Below are 16,869 nucleotides of genomic sequence, written 5' to 3'. Positions count from 1 at the left end.
GCAGGGTGCGCCGGACGGCTCCGCAGATGAAGCTGGACCCGGCTGCCCGGCGCACGAACCTGGCCGGCGCCTTCCGCTCCAGTTTGTGCCCGCCGGCCGAGGTGCTGGTGGTGGACGACGTCTTCACCACCGGGTCGACCGCTTCCGAGGCGGCCCGGGCGCTGAAGAAGGCGGGTGCCCGCCGGGTGACTGTTCTCAGTGCCGCGCGCTCGTATGCACCGGACCCCGGGGCCTATACTTAGCCATGGCGAAAGCCGTCTGGGTCTGTGGTTGCGGAACTTCGCAAGGAGTTCTTAATCCAAGCTAGTCGCAGGCAAAAGGATCCACTTAAGGCAACTATTGGTTGCTGAGCATGGTGCGGTTTAGAGGTCAGTCCTGCCCTGGTTCCCGGGAAACGCCCGGTCGCCGGGAGAAGGTTCGAAGCATGGCTACAAGGTGCTCCTGCAGTGCTTGAGCGAGCCGGCTCCCACCGAGCCGAAACGCTTCCAAGCCGGGCGTACCGGCCCTGCGAGACTTCAGCAGGCGAGTGTGGGGTCAAAGGCCAGGTCAGCCAGACGGCGGCGCCTTCCCAGCAGTGCCGGCCTCCCCCGGAGAGATGAACTTCTGTCAGTGGTGAGAAGTCCCATGTCTACGGAGGTCTCCTATGGAAATCAAGGTCCACGGTAAGCACAACCACATCTCGGATTCGCTCGAGCGGTTTGCTGAAGAGAAACTGACCCGCCTCAACAAGTACGTTCCGTCGATCGACCTGATCGATGTCGAGCTCTACGAGGAGGGAAGGACCAAGAACGGCAGCCACGTTGCCGAGGTGACTATCACCACCAGCGGCCCGTCGTTTCGAGCGAAGACCACCGCGGCCGACCACCGGGCCGCCATCGATCTGGCCGTGGACCGGCTGAGCAGGCAGATGAGTGACTACAAGCGGAAGACTTTGGGCAAGCCCGCCCACGCCCGGCACGCCAAGGAGTCCAACCCTCCGGCCCTTCCGGATCTCTCGGATCTCGCTATAGGGGCCCAGCCATCCCAGGCGCCCGGAATGGCGGCCTACCCCGGCTAACCTCCATCCTGGGAAGAGGGGCGGCGGGCGCCGGAGGGGCGCCCGCCTGGTCCCGGTCATAATGGAGTTATGAGCGTACTAGACAAAGTTCTGCGCGCCGGTGAAGGCCGCAAATACAAGAAGGTCACCCAGATAGCAGCCCGGGTCAACGACTTCGAGCCCGAGATCAAGGAGCTGACCGATGCGGAGCTATTGGCGAAAACCGCCGAGTTCCGCTCCCGGTTGGAGAAATCCGAACTTCTTGATGACCTCCTCCCCGAGGCGTTTGCCGTAGTCCGGGAGGCCGCGTGGCGGTCGATCGGCCAGAGGCACTTCGACGTCCAGGTCATCGGCGGGACCGTCCTGCACCAGGGGGCCATCGCCGAGATGAAGACCGGCGAGGGCAAGACCCTGGCCTCCACGATGCCCATCTACCTGAACGCCCTCCCGGGCGAGGGGGTGCACGTGGTCACCGCCAACCCCTACCTGGCCAAACGAGACGCCGAGTGGATGGGGCAGGTGTTCCGTTTCCTCGGCCTGACCGTGGGCCTGATCCAGCCGCAGGGCTCGTTCCAGGCCAAGCGGGAAGCGTACGGCGCCGACATCACCTACGGCACCTCCAGCGAGTTCGGATTCGACTTCCTCAGGGACAACCTGGCCCTGTCGCTGCCGGAAACCGTGCAGCGGGGCCACCACTTCTCGATCGTCGACGAGGTGGACTCGATCCTGATCGACGAGGCCCGCACGCCTCTGATCATCTCGGGCCAGGCCGACGAGTCGGCCAAGTGGTACAAGACCTTTGCCACCATCGTCCCCAAGCTGAAGGCCGACGAGCACTACGAGGTCGACGAAGCGAAAAGAACTGTCGCCATCAACGAGGAGGGCATCGCCCGCGTGGAGACCCTGCTCGGCGTGGAGAACCTCTACGACCAGGTGCAGACCCACCTCGTGCACTACCTCGACTCGGCGCTTCGGGCCAAAGAGCTCTACAAGCGGGACCGCGACTACATCGTCCAGGACCGCAAGGTGGTTATCGTCGACCAGTTCACCGGCCGCACGATGCCCAGCCGGAGGTGGTCGGACGGACTGCACCAGGCGGTCGAGGCCAAAGAGAAGCTCGTGGTCCAAGAGGAGAGCGTCACCGAGGCCACGGTTACCATCCAGAAGTACTTCCAGATGTACGACAAGCTCTCCGGCATGACCGGCACCGCCATGACCCAGGCGGCGGAGTTCGCCAGCGTCTACAACCTGGATGTCTACGAGATCCCCACCAACCGGAACATGAGCCGCATCGACCAGCCGGACCTGGTCTACAAGACCGAGGACGCCAAGTGGAAGGCCCTCACCGAGGACCTGGTCGAACGCAACGCCAACGGGCAGCCCTGCCTGGTCGGAACGGTGGACGTCGCCAAGTCGGAGAAGCTGGCCGGCTACCTGGACCGGCGGGGCGTCAAGCACGAGGTGCTGAACGCCAAGAACCACGAGCGGGAGGCGTTCATCGTCGCCCAGGCCGGCCGGATCGGCGCGGTGGTCGTGGCAACCAACATGGCCGGGCGAGGCGTCGACATCCTGCTGGGGGGCAACGCCGAGTACCTGGCCCGCCAGGAGATGTCCGCCCGGGGCTGGGACAACGACGAGTATCTGCTCGAGCTCATGAACGACGAGGACAAGCAGGCATACGAGGCGGAGTACGAGCCGATCCTGGAGCAGAAAAAGATTGAGTGTGCGGCCGAGCACGAGAAGGTCGTCGAGCTCGGAGGCCTGTACGTCCTGGGCACCGAACGCCACGAGTCCCGCCGCATCGACAACCAGCTGCGAGGGCGTTCCGGCCGTCAGGGGGACCCGGGCGAAAGCCGCTTCTACCTTTCGCTCGAGGACGACCTCATGCGCTTCTTCGCCACGGGAATGATCAACACGGTCATGGACAAGATGAGTGTCCCGGACGACCAGCCGATCGAGGCCAAGATGGTCTCCAAGGCGATCGAGCGGGCGCAGTCGCAGGTCGAGTCGCAGAACTTCGAGATCCGCAAGAACCTGCTGAAGTACGACGAGGTGCTCTCCAAGCAGCGCGAGGAGGTCTACCGGGCCCGCCGCTCCCTGCTGGAGGGGGAGGACCTGTCGGAGCGGGCCGAGCAGATGCTGGGCGACGTCATAGAGGACACGATCGCGATGTCCCTCAACCCCGACGCCGCGGTAGAGGACTGGGACTGGGAAGGGCTGGATCACGCGATCGCCCAGCTCTACCCGTCGAAACTCTCCGGCACCTTCGACACCGAGACCGTCACCTACGAGGCGGTCGTCGAGGCCTACCTCGACGAGGCGTTGGCCTACTACGCAGTGCGCGAGGAGGAGATCGGCGAGGAGAGGTTCAGGGAGCTGGAGCGCCTGGTGCTGCTGTCGATCCTGAACGCCCGCTGGCGCGAGCACCTCTACGAGATGGACCAGCTCCGCGAAGGCATCGGCCTTCGGGCCTACGGCCAGCGCGACCCGCTCACCGAGTACCAGCGGGAGGGTTTCGACATGTTCGGCGCCATGATGGACTCGCTGAAAGAGGAGTTCGTCCGCTACATGTTCCACGTCCAGGTGGTGGAGGAGCCCAAACCGCAGCCGCAGCCGGTCGCCGCCACCCGGGCCGTCAAAGATTCAGCCGCGACCGCCCTGCAGAGCGCCCGGGCTGAAGCCGGCCTGGCGGGAACCTCCGAGGGAATTGCCGGCGAGCCGGCCCGCACCGATAAGGTGCCGCGGAACGCCCCCTGCCCCTGCGGGTCGGGCAAGAAGTACAAGCTCTGCCACGGCCGGGACGTTTAGTTGGCCGTCTCCGAGGAGTTCGAGGATCTCGACCCGCGCCTGAAAACGGCCGTCGCCAAGCTCGACGATCTTAAGGAGTTCCTTTGACATCGACGCGAAGGAAGCCCGGAAGGTAGAGCTTCAGGACAAAACGGCCCAGCCGGGCTTTTGGGACGACCAGGCCACGGCCAAGCGGTTTATGACCGAACTCTCCAACCTGGAGGACGACGTCACCGCCCACGCCAAGCTCACCGAGAAGGTGGAGGAGGCCGGGATCTTCTGGCAGCTCGCAGCCGAGGAGCACGACCCCGGTTCGTACGCCGAGGCGGTCAAGCTGCTCGACCAGCTCGACACCGAGTTGGAGCGGCTCGAGATCCGGGCGCTTCTGAGCGGCGAGTACGACCAGGCCGACGCCATCGTGAGTCTTAACGCCGGCGAGGGCGGCACAGAGGCGAACGACTGGGCACAGATGCTCCTTCGCATGTACCTGCGCTGGGTCGAGCGGCACGACGGCCTCCAGGCCGAGGTCCTGGACGTGCAGCCGGGGGAGGAGGCCGGCATCAAGAGCGCCACCGTCAGCGTCAAGGGCCGCTTCGCCTACGGCCTGCTGTCGACCGAGCGAGGCGTGCACCGCCTGGTGCGCATATCGCCCTTCGACTCCTCCGCCCGCCGCCACACCTCGTTTGCGAGCCTGGACGTGATCCCCGAGGTGGCAGAGACAGCCGAGGTGGAGGTCGACCCGACGGAGCTGCGCATCGACGTCTACCGCTCGGGCGGCCCGGGCGGGCAGTCGGTCAACACCACCGACTCGGCCATCCGCATCACCCACATCCCGACGAACACCGTGGTGACGGTCCAGAACGAGCGGTCCCAGCTTCAGAACCGTGCCGTGGCCATGAAGATCCTGGCCTCGAGGCTGGCCGAGCTGGCCCGGCGGGAGAAGGCGAAAGAGCTGGACCAGCTGCGGGGCGAGCAGATGGCAATCGGCTTCGGATCTCAGATCCGCTCCTACGTCCTGCACCCCTACCAGATGGTCAAGGACCGCCGAACCGAGGTGGAAGTGGGCAACCCCGAGGCCGTCCTGGACGGCGACCTGGACGTCTTCATCGACGCCGAGCTCCGCCGCAGGCGCACCGGAAGGCCGGCCGCCGATCAGAATTAGGGCCTTCCAACACTATGCGTGTTCGGGCCACTTCTATGCGTGGCTGAAAAGTATTAGTACTATCCACTCAGGTGGTTACGCCGTATGGTGTCCCCTGGGTGCTAAGATGCTTCAAGCTTTGACTCGCCCGCACCGCTTGGCAGGCCCGACGTCACCTCTTGGAAAGGGTTATTCAATCACCCAACCATGATTCGACTTGAGAACGTAAGCAAGGTGTACAAGGGCTCAGTGGTCGCCCTGCGCGACATATCGACCGACATCCAAAAAGAGGAGTTCGTCTTCTTAGTAGGGTCGTCCGGATCCGGTAAGAGCACCTTCATCAAAATGCTTCTAAAAGAAGAGGAGCCCAGCGAGGGCACCATCTACGTAGCCGGCAAGGACATTGGCCAGCTGCCTCGGTGGCGTGTGCCCTACCTGCGCCGCAATATCGGCTGCGTCTTCCAGGACTTCAAGCTCCTGGCGAACAAGACGGTCCGGGAGAACGTCGCCTTTGCTCTGGAGGTCATCGGCCGCCCGAAGCACATCATCAACCAGCGGGTCCCCGCGATCATCGAGCTGGTGGGACTCACCGACAAGCTGAACAGCATGCCCCACGAGCTTTCCGGTGGGGAGCAGCAGCGGGTTTGTATCGCCCGGGCCATGGTCAACCGCCCGCCGATCCTGCTGGCCGACGAGCCGACCGGAAACCTGGACCCGTCGACCTCGGCCGACATCATGAACCTGCTCGAACGCCTGAACGAGAGCGGCACCACAGTACTGATCGCCACCCACGACCACGCCGTGGTCGACCGGTCACGCAAGCGGGTCATCGAGCTGGACGGCGGCAAGCTGGTCCGGGATCAGGTCCGTGGCGTTTACGGGATCGGCGGCTAAAGGATTTTCACGCAAGTTCACACCTTGCTTTTGATCGCCCGAAAGGAGCCTTAAAGCATGGCCTTGAGAGTCAACTACTTCGTAGACGAAACCGTCTCCAACCTGCGCCGCAACGTCCTTCTGACGCTGGCGGCCGTATCCACCGTCTCCATCAGCCTGCTTCTGCTGGGCGTGGTCATGGTGGGGGGTGAGGTTTTGACGAAGATGGTTTCCTCCTGGGAGGGCAAGGTCGAGCTGAACGTCTTCCTGCGTGACGAGGCGACCCCTGAGGAGATCGCAGCGATCAAGACCCAAACCTCCGGCATGCCCGAGGTGGACGAGGTCTTCTTCGAGTCCAAGGAGCAGGCGTTCGAGGAGTACAAGCGCATGTTCAAGGACAGCCCTGCGATCACCGAGAACGTCGACCCCAACGCGCTGCCCGCCTCGTACCGGATCAAGCTGAAGGACCCCAACTCGGCCGAGGCCGTTGCCTCCCGGCTGCAGGGCCAGCCCGGCGTCGACGAGGTGCAGTTCGGCGGCGAAGCCATGAAGCGCCTGCTGAAGTTCACCGGCGTGGTCCGCACGATCCTGGTCATCGCGATCGTCCTGACGCTCGGCGCGGCGATCCTGCTGATAGCCAACACCATCCGGCTGGGGATCTACGCCCGCCGGAAGGAGATCGGCATCATGAAGCTGGTGGGGGCCACCAACTGGTTCATCCGGGTGCCGTTCATATTCGAGGGGACCGTGCAGGCTGCGCTGGGCGCTCTTGTAGCATCGGCGCTGATCTACGCCGGCAAGGTGTTCGGCCTGGACCGGATGCAGGACGCGATCCTGTTCCTGCCCCTGACGGTCGGAAGCGGGAGCATCATCCGCATGTTCTTCACGCTGCTGCTCATCGGCATCGTCATCGGGGTCTTCGGCTCCACCCTGGCGCTCCGCCGCTTCCTGGAAGTCTGAGTCCCGACCCCCGAGAAATTCGGGGATAATCGAGCACGGTGTTCAAAAGGCATTCCACCAAAATCCTGGCCGGCTTCGCTGCGCTCGGCATATCGACTGCGTTTTTCGTCTTCGGGTTCACCATCGGTCAGTCGCGGTCGCAGGACACTTCCGAGTACAAGGTCCTCGAGGAGGCCCAGAGCCAGATCGAGAACCTGGCCCTCACCAAGCCCAACGACAAGCGGCTCATGGAGAGCGCGGTCAAGGGCATGCTCGAGGGCCTGGAAGACCCCCACGCCCTCTACTACACGCCCAAGGCGTACCGGGCGCTGGGGGAGGAGCTGCTCACCGGGCAGTTCTCCGGGGTCGGCGTCTGGCTGAACCGAACTGCAGAACTCACCAAGATCGTTTCGGTCCTACCCGAGACCCCGGCGGCGAAGGCCGGAATCGAGCCGGGCGACATCATCACCAGCGTCGACGGCAAGCCGGTTGCCGGCATGACCCTGGACGAGGTCGGCCAGCAGATCATGGGCGAGGCGGGAACCAAGGTCCGGATCAAGATCGTCCGGGGAGCGGGCAACCCGCGGGAGTTCGTGCTCGATCGAAAGAAGCTCGACATCCCGTCTATGACCTCCTCGGTCAAGGACAAGGTGGGCGTGCTGAACCTGCTGTCGTTCACCGGCGGGGTGGGGGACAAGCTGCGGGAGACCGTGGCGAAGATGCAGGCGGAGGGCGCCCGTGGGTTCATCCTCGACCTGCGCGGCAACCCCGGCGGGTCGCTGGATGAAGCCGTTCAGGTGGCCAGCGTGTTCATCGAGGGGGGCACCGTAGTGACCTACCGGGAGCGCGGAAAGCCCGAGGTGGTCTACCAGGCCCGGGGGCCGGTGGAGACCAAGCTGCCGCTGGTCGTCTTGGCCGACGAAGGATCGGCCAGCGCCTCCGAGATCGTGGCCGGCGCCATCCAGGACCGCCAGCGGGGCCTGATCGTGGGGACCGAGACCTACAAGAAGGGGTCGGTGCAGCGGGTGATCGGCCTTTCCGACGGCAGCGCGATCAAGCTGACCGTCGCCTCCTACTTCACCCCGAGCGGCCGGGGAATCGGCGAGCACGGGGTCCTGCCCGACGTTGCCGTGGCCGACCGGGCCGCCCAGCTCAGCAAGGCGACCGAGATCCTGTCCGGAATGCTGGTGGAGGCGCCGGGCTCCCAGGGCTAGGTACACTCGTCCGATGGCCGTAAAGAAGAAGAAAGCAACCGCGGGAGCGATCTCCAACCCCAAGGCCCGGCACGATTTCACGATTCTCGACTCCTTCGAGACCGGCATCGTGCTCACGGGCAGCGAGGTCAAGTCGATCCGGCAGGGCAAGGCGTCGCTGCGGGAGTCGTTTGCAGTCATCCGGGACGGCGAGGTCTGGGTCGTCTCGATGCACATCGCCCCGTACGAGAACGCCGGGTACTCCCAGCACGACCCCCTGCGCAAGCGCAAACTACTGCTCCACCGCAAGGAGATCGACCACTTGCTGGAGAAGACCAAGCTGCAGGGCCTGACCCTCGTGCCGCTGCGCCTGTACTTCACGCACGGCATGGCCAAGATCGAGCTGGGCCTGGCCAAAGGCAAGAAGAACTACGACAAGCGTGAGGACCTGAAGGCCAAGGACGCCAAGATGCAGATCGACCGGATGATGGGCCGGCGCCGGTAGCAGGTCCGGGAATTGTGGCCCCTCCCCGGGCGTTACACTGATCAAGGCACATTGAGAACTAAGCCATGGGGACGATTTGGTTTCGAAGCCGGTCGTTTCATTTGGAGGAAGCGGGTCGAGGTCCGGGAGCCTCGTTAAAAAGCCTGGACAATAAATTGAAACGTCGCTGCCTAAAGCGAGTTCCCGTCTAATGAAAGACGGGCGTCTCTACCGGTAGGGTCTGCGGATCGGATAGAGGCGTCATGCAGCAGACTGGCTCAGCACATTTGTCGGATTGTGTGTTGAGTAAGAAAACTATTCGACTGGGTACCAGCGAGCTTGCCTAGGGCAAACGCAGGGCCGAGATAAGAATCTAGGCTACGCCCGTAGATGCCCCAAGTGGAAGCTGTGCTCACGGGGGTTCGAATCCCCCCGTCTCCACTCGTTTCATCCATATTTCCCACCCCGAACGGGCCGATCTTCTAGAGATCGGCCTCGTTCGCGACCGCCTGCTGAATGTAGTGGCGAAGGGCCTCCTGGTCGGCGGCTTCGACGGTCTTGAGCTTCACGTGGCGGGCGTGTTTGCCGGTGCCTTTCAGCAGCCCGTAGGGGTCGTCGAAGTAGGCGCCGGCCCGGAACCCGAAGGTGATGTCCTTCTTGGTGGGGCTGATCCACGCCAGCGGCCACCTTCCGGCCCACATCAACATCCCGTAGCTGATCTTCTCGGTGGCTTCCGGGGCGCCTTCGGCCATCGACCGGCGGACGAGGGAGACCACGTCGTGGAACTCGGGGGGGACCTTTTGGACGATGAAATCGTCGACGGAAGTCACCTGATCATCCTAGTTCTGCTAGCGGGCCAGGCTGTAGAGAAGTCCGATGCCTCGCGAAAGAAGTGGTGCGGCGATCAGGTAAGCACCGAGCACGATGCCGATGAGAGCCAGATCGCGGCCGGATCTCGTCGCCATCCTTTCGGGCTGCCGGGCGAACAGTCCGCAGACCACTGCAACCAGTCCGCCGCACGCACTTATGACAAGCACCGGCAGACAGGAATACATGCAGAGGCCCAGAAGAGGAGAGATGCGTACAAACAGGTAGGCAAACACGGCGACCGCAACAGAGGCGATGGCATAGGGGTCGTTGCGGTAGGACGGCTCTGGGATCAAGTTAACCAACCAAGGCAATCAAACCGAGAACGATTCCCACCAAGGCGGTGTCGCGGGTCTTGTGCGCATCCTTTTCGGTCTTACTGCGCACGTAAACGCCCAGTCCAACGCCGGAAAACGCTAGACCGTATTTCAGCAGAAGAAACACGGGGATACACCCTAGCCCGCAACTGGTGAGGCGAATAAGAAGGAGGGGAAGAATGAAAGTGCCGACCGAGGCAACTACGGATCCGGCCGCCAGGCGCGGTAGGGAGAACCGTGATTCCCCAGGCGTTCGATAGGGGTTGATGATCACGACGGTTCTTAGGCGTCGGTTCCTTCTTCGGCGTACTTTTTCTTGTAGTACCTTCTGCCCTTGCCCGAGTCGACCAGGAACGACAGCCCGATGCCGGCCATCCACACATCCTTGCTTACCGCGATACCCTGCTGCGTCGGCCAGATGCTGCCCGGCTTGTGAAGAGACGGCGTCCGGGCGTACATCGTGAGCAGGGAGCCGGAGAAGGCGGTGAGTCCCAGGCCGACCACCTTGGTTGGGATCAACGGGTTCAGGAGTGCGGCCCCCAGCGCGATCTCGGCGCCGGCCAGAAGCTTCAGAAACTGCGGGGCCGGAATGTTCTTGAGAGGCGGAATCGCCCCGCCGGCCATGGCGTGGATGTAGCCGGCGGTGTTCTCATCGCCCTTCCACTTCTCGAGTCCGGAGTGGAGGATGTATGCGCCGGTGGTAATCCGCGGCGGTACATGCCTGAGCTTGATTCTGCGTCCCATGGGGACCTCCTTGTAGACGCGGTCTTTCGCCTAGCGTAGCCGCCCCGCAGGATTTGGTAGGGCGCCAGACCACAGGGGAACCGGCGGCGGTCCCAATCCGTCAAAAGATTCAAAGTCGACTGGAGGGCACCTAATGGCTGGAAAATCTGGGAGAAGAACACTAGTTGCGCTGGGAGCGGTCGCCGCTTTGATGCTGGGCGGCTGCGGCGCCAATACAACCGGAGGGCAGGCGGCCGACGAGCCCTCGATCACCGCCAAGGGGGTGGGCCGGGTTACCGGTGTGCCGGACATCGTGGTGGTCACGCTGGGAGTGGAGTCCGAGTCGCCGCAGGCGTCGCAGGCGCTGGCCGCCAACAACGACAGGACGAACGCGGTGATCACGTTATTGAAGGAGGCCGGGGTGGCCGACGAGGACGTGAAGACCTCGCAGTTCTCAATCAACCCGCGCTACGACGACGAGGGCAGGGCGATAACCGGCTACGTGGTCACGAACCTGCTCACCGCCCGGCTGGGGGAGGGTAAGGACCCCGGTGCTCTGATAGACGCAGCGGCCGGGGCCGCCGGCAACGACGTGAGGGTGCAGTCGGTTCAGTTCGAGATCGACGACGAGGGGTCCCTCTACGCCGAGGCCCGCGCCGATGCGGTCAGGCAGGCAAAGACGCAGGCGGAGCAGCTGGCAGAGGCGGCGGACGTCGAGCTGGGTGAGGTGCGGTCGATTGTCGAGTCGAGTACCCAGCCCCCGCCCGGCTTCCCGATGGCCCGAACCGACAGTCTCGCCGCCGGCGTTCCGCTGCAGCCGGGGTCCCAGGAGCTGACGCTCGAGGTTCAGGTGGTGTACGACATCGACTAGCTACGCCAGGGCTACGAGCTCCAGTAGGTCGTCCGACCAGTGGGTGTACTCACCGTCGGGCATCGAGAGCACGTGGGTGGGCTGGAGTTGCTGCACGAACGCCTCGTCGTGGCTGACGATCATGAGAGTGCCCTCCCACGACTGAAGGGCGGCCGTGATGCCCTCACGGGAGACCGGGTCGAGGTTGTTGGTGGGCTCGTCCAGCAGAAGCAGGTTGTGCCGCTTGGCCGCCAGCTGCGCCAGTGCCAGCTTGGTCTTCTCTCCACCGGACAGGGTGCCGGCCAGCTGGAACGCCTTGTCGCCGGAGAGGGTGAACATGCCGAGCAGCGCCCGGATCTGCTGGTCGGTCAGCACGCCGTCGGCCCGGAGGTGGTCGATGACCGGCTCGTCGGCCTTCAGGCCCTCGTGCTCCTGGGCGTAGTAGCCGAGTGAGACGTTCATGCCCGGCGCCACGGTTCCCGACACGGGTTCGATTGTCTCGGAGAGGATCTTGAGCAGCGTCGACTTGCCGGCGCCGTTCAGGCCCATCACCAGCAAGCGGTCGCCCCGGGTGACCTCGAACGAAAGCTTGTCGAAGACCAGCTGGTCGCCGTAGCGCATCTCCAGCTTGTTGGCCCTCATCACCAGACGGCCGGGCTTGGGCGGAGTGGGGATCTTGAACCGGACGGTGCTCTCCTTGCCGACCCGGCTGATCTTGGTGGAGCGCATCTGCTCCACCCTCTTGTCCAGGTTCTTCGCGACCCGGGCCCGGGAGGCGGTCTGGTGCCGCATCCGGTCGGCGAGGGTCTTCAACCGGTCGATGTCGGCCTCCTGGATGGTGGCCATCTTGTTCTGGCGCAACACGTCGGCCGCCCGAGCGACCCTGTACTGGCTGTAGGTGCCCTTGTAGGTGTGCATCGAGCCCTGGTCGAGGTGCAGGACGCGGGTGATGGCGGAGTCGAGCAGCTCCAGGTCGTGGCTGACGATCAGCAGGCCTCCGGCATAGGACCGCAGGAACGCCATGAGCCACTGCTTGGCGTCGACGTCCAGATGGTTGGAGGGCTCGTCCAGAAGAAGGGTCTCGGCGTTGGAGAACAGCGAGTGCGCCAGCTCGATGCGGCGGCGCTCACCACCGGACAGGGTCTCCATTGGCCGGGTCATCTCGTCGCCCGAGATCCCGAGGCCGGCGCAGATCCGGCGAGCTTCCGACTCGGCCTGGTAACCGCCGGCGAGACGGAAGTTCTCCTCGGAGCGGGCGAACCGGGCGATGTTGCGGTCCGACGGGTCGTTCTCCATCGCGATCTGCAGCTTGGTCAGGCGGTCCTGGGCCTCGGTGAGGTTGCGGCCGGCCAGTACGTAGGAGAGTGCGGTGAAAGCCTCCTGCCCGGCGTTCAGCTTGGCCTGGCGCAGGTAGCTGAAGGTGCCCTGGAACTTGACCGACCCTTCGTACTCGACGGCGCCGGCGGCCTCCTGGGACAGGATCGACATCAAGGTCGACTTGCCCATGCCGTTGCGGCCGACCAGTCCCACCTTGTCGCCGGGCGCGACCATGAACGACGCGTCGTCCAGCAACAGACGCGTGCCGATCGCAATTTGAAGATTTTTGACCTGCAGCAAGAAGAGAGCCTTTCGGTTGGTTCGGAGGGTGTTACAAGCGGCCTGGGAGCGCGCCGGAGGTTATTCCTTTTTGACTTCGTCCATCCATGGTCCCACGCCGCCGAGGTGATCGACGGAGATATGGGTGATAAATCCGGGTGGAGGGTCCGGCATAGGCGGGAATTTAACGCCGGGACCGAGGTAGGTGTAGGCCAGTTCCTGCAGCAACTCGGGCGCTCCGCCCTCGGTGACGGTCGCTCGGCCCTTGACCACCAGGTACTCCCGCAGCCCCCAAGCGTTGTCTTTCTGGGTCTCGAACGAGATCGTCACCCGGGGCTCCCGTCGCATGTTCTTCAGTTTCTTCTGGTCGAACATCGTGGCGAGCACCAGGTTGTCCCCGTCGATGCCCACCCAGCACAAAGAGACGTGGATGCTGCCGCTTTCGTTGATCGTCGCAAGGTGCCCGAGGGCGCCGTTGCGCACGACCTGCTGTGCCGTCTCTGGGAACATCTTTCAAGCGTACACGGCAACCAGGTTCCGGCTACGCCTGATTCGCCTGGGCGCCGCGGACATAGCGGGGCCTCGGGGCAATTGGGTCGGTAGAAAAAGGTTGGCTAGTCCAGGCTTTGCCAGTTTAGGATTCGAGGGGTATCGGGAGCAGGGCCGCGAGTGGGGCCAAAGGCGGGAGGCACCATATAAAGCCGTTCGGATCACGCACGAGCGTCTCATGGCGTATCGGCGCGGTCGTGGTTGCGGTGGCCGCCATTGGGCTTCCCCTGGCGCTTCCGGCGCAGGCCGCGATTACCGTGGGTTGCAGTCCGGATGCCGGCACACGAGTCTCGGACCTTATCGCTGCGGTTGACGGCGCCAACGAAACCGGTGGAGCCGATACGATCACGCTATCGGCGGGCTGCACGTACAGTTTCACCGCCTCCAACCAGATTGCCAGCCCCGATCCCTCTCGTTTCAACTGGTACGGCCCGAGCGCCCTCCCCCACGTTACGAGCGAGATCACCGTCGAAGGCAGCGGTGCGATCGTAGAGCGCTCGCCATCGGCTACAACGGCGTTCCGGCTCGCCTACGTGGGCGCGGGACCGGAGACCGGATTTCACTCGCCCGGCGCAGGCGCGTTGACGTTACGCAACTTGACCGTCTCCGGATTTCTGGCAAGAGGCGGCGCCGGCGCGGACGGAGGCGGCGGCGGCGGCGGCTTTGGCGGCGCCATCTTCAGCCAGGGCCGACTCGTCCTCGACGCAGTGACTCTCACCGGCAACACCGCTCGAGGGGGTTCGAGCGGCCCAGCCGCCGGTCAGAAAGCGGGCGGAGGGATGGGGACGGCCGCTCAGGGGGACACCTACGGCGCGGGCGGTGGCTTCGGCCCCGGCTCCTTCGGTGGAGCGGCCGGTGGCATTGGCTCCGAGTCGCCGGGATGGTCCGGCGGGGGCGGTGGTGGTTTCAGCCCAGCCGACAATGGCGCCGACGCGGTGGGCGGAGTGGCCGGCGCGGGCGGCGGAGCTCCGTCCGGCACCGGTGGGGCAGGGGCCAGCTACCTCGCCGAGGGCGGCCCTGGGGGCAACGGTGCCGGCGGCGGCGGCGGGGCGAACATCGCGGGCTTCTCCCCATCCCGCGGTGACGGAGGAGCGTTCGGCCGGGGCGGTCTGGGCGGGCAGAGCGGCGGCGGCGGCGGCGTAGGGGGAGGGGGAGGCGCAAGCGTCACCCGGGGCGGCAGCGGTGGCGGATTCGGCGGGGGAGGGTCAGGCGGCGCCCACGGAGGAGGCGGTGGCTTCGGAGGAGGGGGCGGTGGCAGCACTGCGGAGATGAACGACGGCGGACCTCAAGTACCGGGGGGCTTTGCGGGCGGGGCTTCCAGTTATGGCCTCGGAGGGGGCGGGGCGGGCCTGGGCGGCGCGGTGTTCAACCACAAAGGCATCCTCACCATCACCAACAGCACCTTTGCCGGGAACGCTGCGGAGGGCGGAGCCGGCGGCTTAGGCACTCCGCCGCGCAGCGGCTTTCCCGGCTCCGGCCTGGGAGGAGCGGTATTCAACCTGAACGGTACGGTCACCGCCGGCTTCACCACCATCGCCGGCAATTCCGCCGCCCAGGGCGGGGGCGGGATCTAAACCTGGGCTACGGGCTCACGACCGACACGGCCCAGGTCACGCTCGCAAGCAGCATCGTGGCCGACTCGGTGGGAGGCGTGACGGACGTCGTCAACGATCGCCCTGATACGACCTCCGCGGGCAGCAACCAGGCGTCCGCGAGTCTTGCGGCGGACGGAAGCGTGGTGGAGTCCAGCACGGGGACGGTCACCGGCTCACCGCTGGTCGACGATCCGAACCTGGCGCCTGTACTGGCGGCCAACGGCGCTCCGGACCGTCCGCAGACGCTGGCTCTGCTTTTCCCCAGCATCGCCATCGACGCCGGAGGAGCGATCTGCACCCCGAACGTCGACCAGCGCGGCTTCAGCCGTCCGGCGGGCGGCGGCTGTGACCTGGGAGCGTTCGAGTTCCAAGGCGAGCCCACCCAGACCGCCCTCACCTCATCGGCCAACCCATCGCAGTTCGGAGAGGCGGTCACCTTCACCGCCACGGTGACGTCGACCATCGGCACTCCCACCGGAACAGTTGCCTTCACCGCCGACGGCAACCTGGTGCCCGGATGTGGGGCGGTCGTCGTTACCGCAGGAAAAGCGACCTGCACGACCTCGTCACTAGGTGGTGGCACTCACAGCATCGCCGCGACCTACAGCGGAAGCACCAGCCACGCCTCCAGCGAAGCCGACCTGACCCAAACCGTCAACGAGGCCGACCTGTCCATCGAGATGACCGACTCGGCGGACCCCGTCAACGCCGGCGACAACCTCGAATACACGATCACCGTGACCAACAGCGGTCCGGGCACCGCCCACGAAGTCAGGGTGGTCGACACGCTTCCCGCCGGGGTCAGCTACGTATCCAGCACCCCGCTGTGCACACAAGTCCCGATGGGGACCCTCAACTGCGAGATGGGCTCGATTCCGCCCGGCACAACCGACCTGGTCATCGTGGTCAAGGTGGACTCCTCATTGGTGGTCGACAACGGCGGACCGCTGGTAATCGAGAACGATGCGGCGGTCTTCAGCACGACGGGCGACCCCGACCTCGCAGACACCGTTACTTCGGAGCAGACGCAGGTCCAGGCTTCGGCCAACCTGGAGGTCACAAAAGACTGCACCCCGGATCCCGTGGCTCCCGGCGGCATGCTCACCTGCAAGGTAAAGGTCGGCAACCTCGGTCCTTCGGACGCCGAAGACCTGGTATTGACCGACAACCTGCCGGAGAACGTCGAACTGCAGGGGCCGCACACGGGAGGAGGCTTCACCTGCAACATACAGGCCGGCGACCCCGAAATCATCTGTACAAGGGAGGTTCAGGAGGCGAATGCATTCGCTGAGATCACCTACTCGGTGTTCGTCTCCGAGAACGCCGCACCCGGCAGCTCGCTGGTGAATCAGGCGACGGTGCAATCTGCAACCTCGGATCCGACTCCCGGCAACAACTCGGAGGAGGAGACCGCCTCGATCGTGGACTGCACGATCACCGGAACCAATGCGTCGGAAACTATCAACGGAACCGCCCGTCCCGACGTCATCTGCGGCCTCGGGGGGGCCGACAAGATCGACGGCCTGGGCGGCGACGACGTGATCATCGGCGGACTGGGGTCGGACAAGATGTCGGGCGGAGACGGCAACGACACGATCGTCGGCGGAACCGGCGACGACACCATGTCCGGCGGAGCCGGGGATGACCGGCTGTTCGGCGGCCTGGGGGACGACAGCATCTCGGGCGGCGCCGGGGATGACCGGCTGTTCGGGAGCGAAGGAAGGGACTCGATCGAAGGCTACGTCGGCGACGATATGGCCGACGGAGGCCCTCAGACCGATAGCTGCACCGGGGCAGAAACCGTAGTGGCCTGCGAGTAGCGCACGGTTTCCCTGCGCCTGAGAAAACTGCATTCAAATGCTAGAATGCCCCTGATGCGAACGACTGTCGAGATCACTTCTGATCAGCATGAAGCTCTT

The 16,869-nt window shown here is 64.8% G+C and carries 17 protein-coding genes and 1 other RNA gene; 12 read left to right on the top strand and 6 right to left on the bottom strand.

The window, feature by feature from the left end; all coding sequences use genetic code 11:
• The 9 genes from VFV09_05190 to ssrA form a co-directional block, all read left to right on the top strand.
• On the top strand, positions 1-242 hold a 242-nt coding region (locus VFV09_05190; protein ID HEU4867107.1), incomplete at its 5' end, for a ComF family protein.
• 401 nt (positions 243-643) lie between these two features.
• Positions 644-1,057 (top strand): ribosome-associated translation inhibitor RaiA, encoded by a 414-nt coding sequence (gene raiA, locus VFV09_05185; protein ID HEU4867106.1) that lies wholly within the window; start codon positions 644-646, stop codon positions 1,055-1,057.
• Between the two features lie 69 nt (positions 1,058-1,126).
• Positions 1,127-3,844, top strand: a complete 2,718-nt coding sequence (secA, locus tag VFV09_05180; protein HEU4867105.1) for a preprotein translocase subunit SecA — start codon at positions 1,127-1,129, stop codon at positions 3,842-3,844.
• Between the two features lie 39 nt (positions 3,845-3,883).
• Positions 3,884-4,985 (top strand): peptide chain release factor 2 gene (gene prfB, locus VFV09_05175; protein HEU4867104.1). Its coding sequence is split into 2 segments (ribosomal slippage): positions 3,884-3,922 and positions 3,924-4,985, totalling 1,101 coding nucleotides; the frame shifts between segments, so codons are not numbered across the junction.
• 186 nt (positions 4,986-5,171) lie between these two features.
• Positions 5,172-5,858: a cell division ATP-binding protein FtsE gene (gene ftsE / locus VFV09_05170; GenBank protein ID HEU4867103.1), complete on the top strand. Its 687-nt coding sequence runs from the start codon at positions 5,172-5,174 to the stop codon at positions 5,856-5,858.
• A 57-nt stretch (positions 5,859-5,915) separates the two neighbouring features.
• Entirely contained in the window at positions 5,916-6,797 is an 882-nt protein-coding gene (ftsX, locus tag VFV09_05165) for a permease-like cell division protein FtsX (GenBank protein HEU4867102.1), read from the top strand.
• A 38-nt stretch (positions 6,798-6,835) separates the two neighbouring features.
• On the top strand, positions 6,836-7,990 hold the full coding sequence (locus VFV09_05160; protein HEU4867101.1) for a S41 family peptidase: 1,155 nt from the start codon (positions 6,836-6,838) through the stop codon (positions 7,988-7,990).
• Between the two features lie 13 nt (positions 7,991-8,003).
• The gene (gene smpB, locus VFV09_05155; GenBank protein ID HEU4867100.1) at positions 8,004-8,474 is read left to right on the top strand and encodes an SsrA-binding protein SmpB; all 471 of its coding nucleotides are present in this window, start codon (positions 8,004-8,006) and stop codon (positions 8,472-8,474) included.
• A gap of 67 nt (positions 8,475-8,541) precedes the next feature.
• Positions 8,542-8,897: a transfer-messenger RNA gene (gene ssrA / locus VFV09_05150) on the top strand.
• Between the two features lie 38 nt (positions 8,898-8,935).
• On the opposite strand, the gene VFV09_05145 is transcribed toward ssrA, so the two are convergent.
• The 4 genes from VFV09_05145 to VFV09_05130 form a co-directional block, all read right to left on the bottom strand.
• Positions 8,936-9,283, bottom strand: a complete 348-nt coding sequence (locus tag VFV09_05145; protein ID HEU4867099.1) for a DUF1801 domain-containing protein — start codon at positions 9,281-9,283, stop codon at positions 8,936-8,938.
• An 18-nt stretch (positions 9,284-9,301) separates the two neighbouring features.
• Positions 9,302-9,616, bottom strand: coding sequence for a hypothetical protein (locus tag VFV09_05140; GenBank protein ID HEU4867098.1), 315 nt, complete (start codon positions 9,614-9,616; stop codon positions 9,302-9,304).
• Between the two features lies 1 nt (position 9,617).
• Positions 9,618-9,764, bottom strand: coding sequence for a hypothetical protein (locus VFV09_05135; protein HEU4867097.1), 147 nt, complete (start codon positions 9,762-9,764; stop codon positions 9,618-9,620).
• A gap of 155 nt (positions 9,765-9,919) precedes the next feature.
• The gene (locus tag VFV09_05130; GenBank protein HEU4867096.1) at positions 9,920-10,381 is read right to left on the bottom strand and encodes a hypothetical protein; all 462 of its coding nucleotides are present in this window, start codon (positions 10,379-10,381) and stop codon (positions 9,920-9,922) included.
• A gap of 133 nt (positions 10,382-10,514) precedes the next feature.
• Between VFV09_05130 and VFV09_05125 the strand changes: the two genes are divergently transcribed.
• Complete coding sequence (locus VFV09_05125) at positions 10,515-11,231, top strand: SIMPL domain-containing protein (GenBank protein HEU4867095.1); 717 nt, start codon at positions 10,515-10,517, stop codon at positions 11,229-11,231.
• On the opposite strand, the gene VFV09_05120 is transcribed toward VFV09_05125, so the two are convergent.
• Positions 11,232-12,827: an ABC-F family ATP-binding cassette domain-containing protein gene (locus VFV09_05120; protein HEU4867094.1), complete on the bottom strand. Its 1,596-nt coding sequence runs from the start codon at positions 12,825-12,827 to the stop codon at positions 11,232-11,234.
• A 60-nt stretch (positions 12,828-12,887) separates the two neighbouring features.
• Entirely contained in the window at positions 12,888-13,316 is a 429-nt protein-coding gene (locus VFV09_05115; GenBank protein HEU4867093.1) for a TIGR03618 family F420-dependent PPOX class oxidoreductase, read from the bottom strand.
• A gap of 236 nt (positions 13,317-13,552) precedes the next feature.
• Between VFV09_05115 and VFV09_05110 the strand changes: the two genes are divergently transcribed.
• Positions 13,553-14,929, top strand: coding sequence for a hypothetical protein (locus VFV09_05110; protein ID HEU4867092.1), 1,377 nt, complete (start codon positions 13,553-13,555; stop codon positions 14,927-14,929).
• Positions 14,930-15,006: 77 nt separating this feature from the next.
• Positions 15,007-16,770, top strand: coding sequence for an Ig-like domain repeat protein (locus VFV09_05105; protein ID HEU4867091.1), 1,764 nt, complete (start codon positions 15,007-15,009; stop codon positions 16,768-16,770).
• The last annotated feature ends 99 nt before the right edge of the window (positions 16,771-16,869 follow it).

The sequence above is a fragment of the Actinomycetota bacterium genome (assembly GCA_035759705.1).
Taxonomy (GTDB): Bacteria; Actinomycetota; CADDZG01; order JAHWKV01; family JAHWKV01; genus JAJCYE01.
This window is presented reverse-complemented; position numbering and strand designations above follow the sequence as displayed.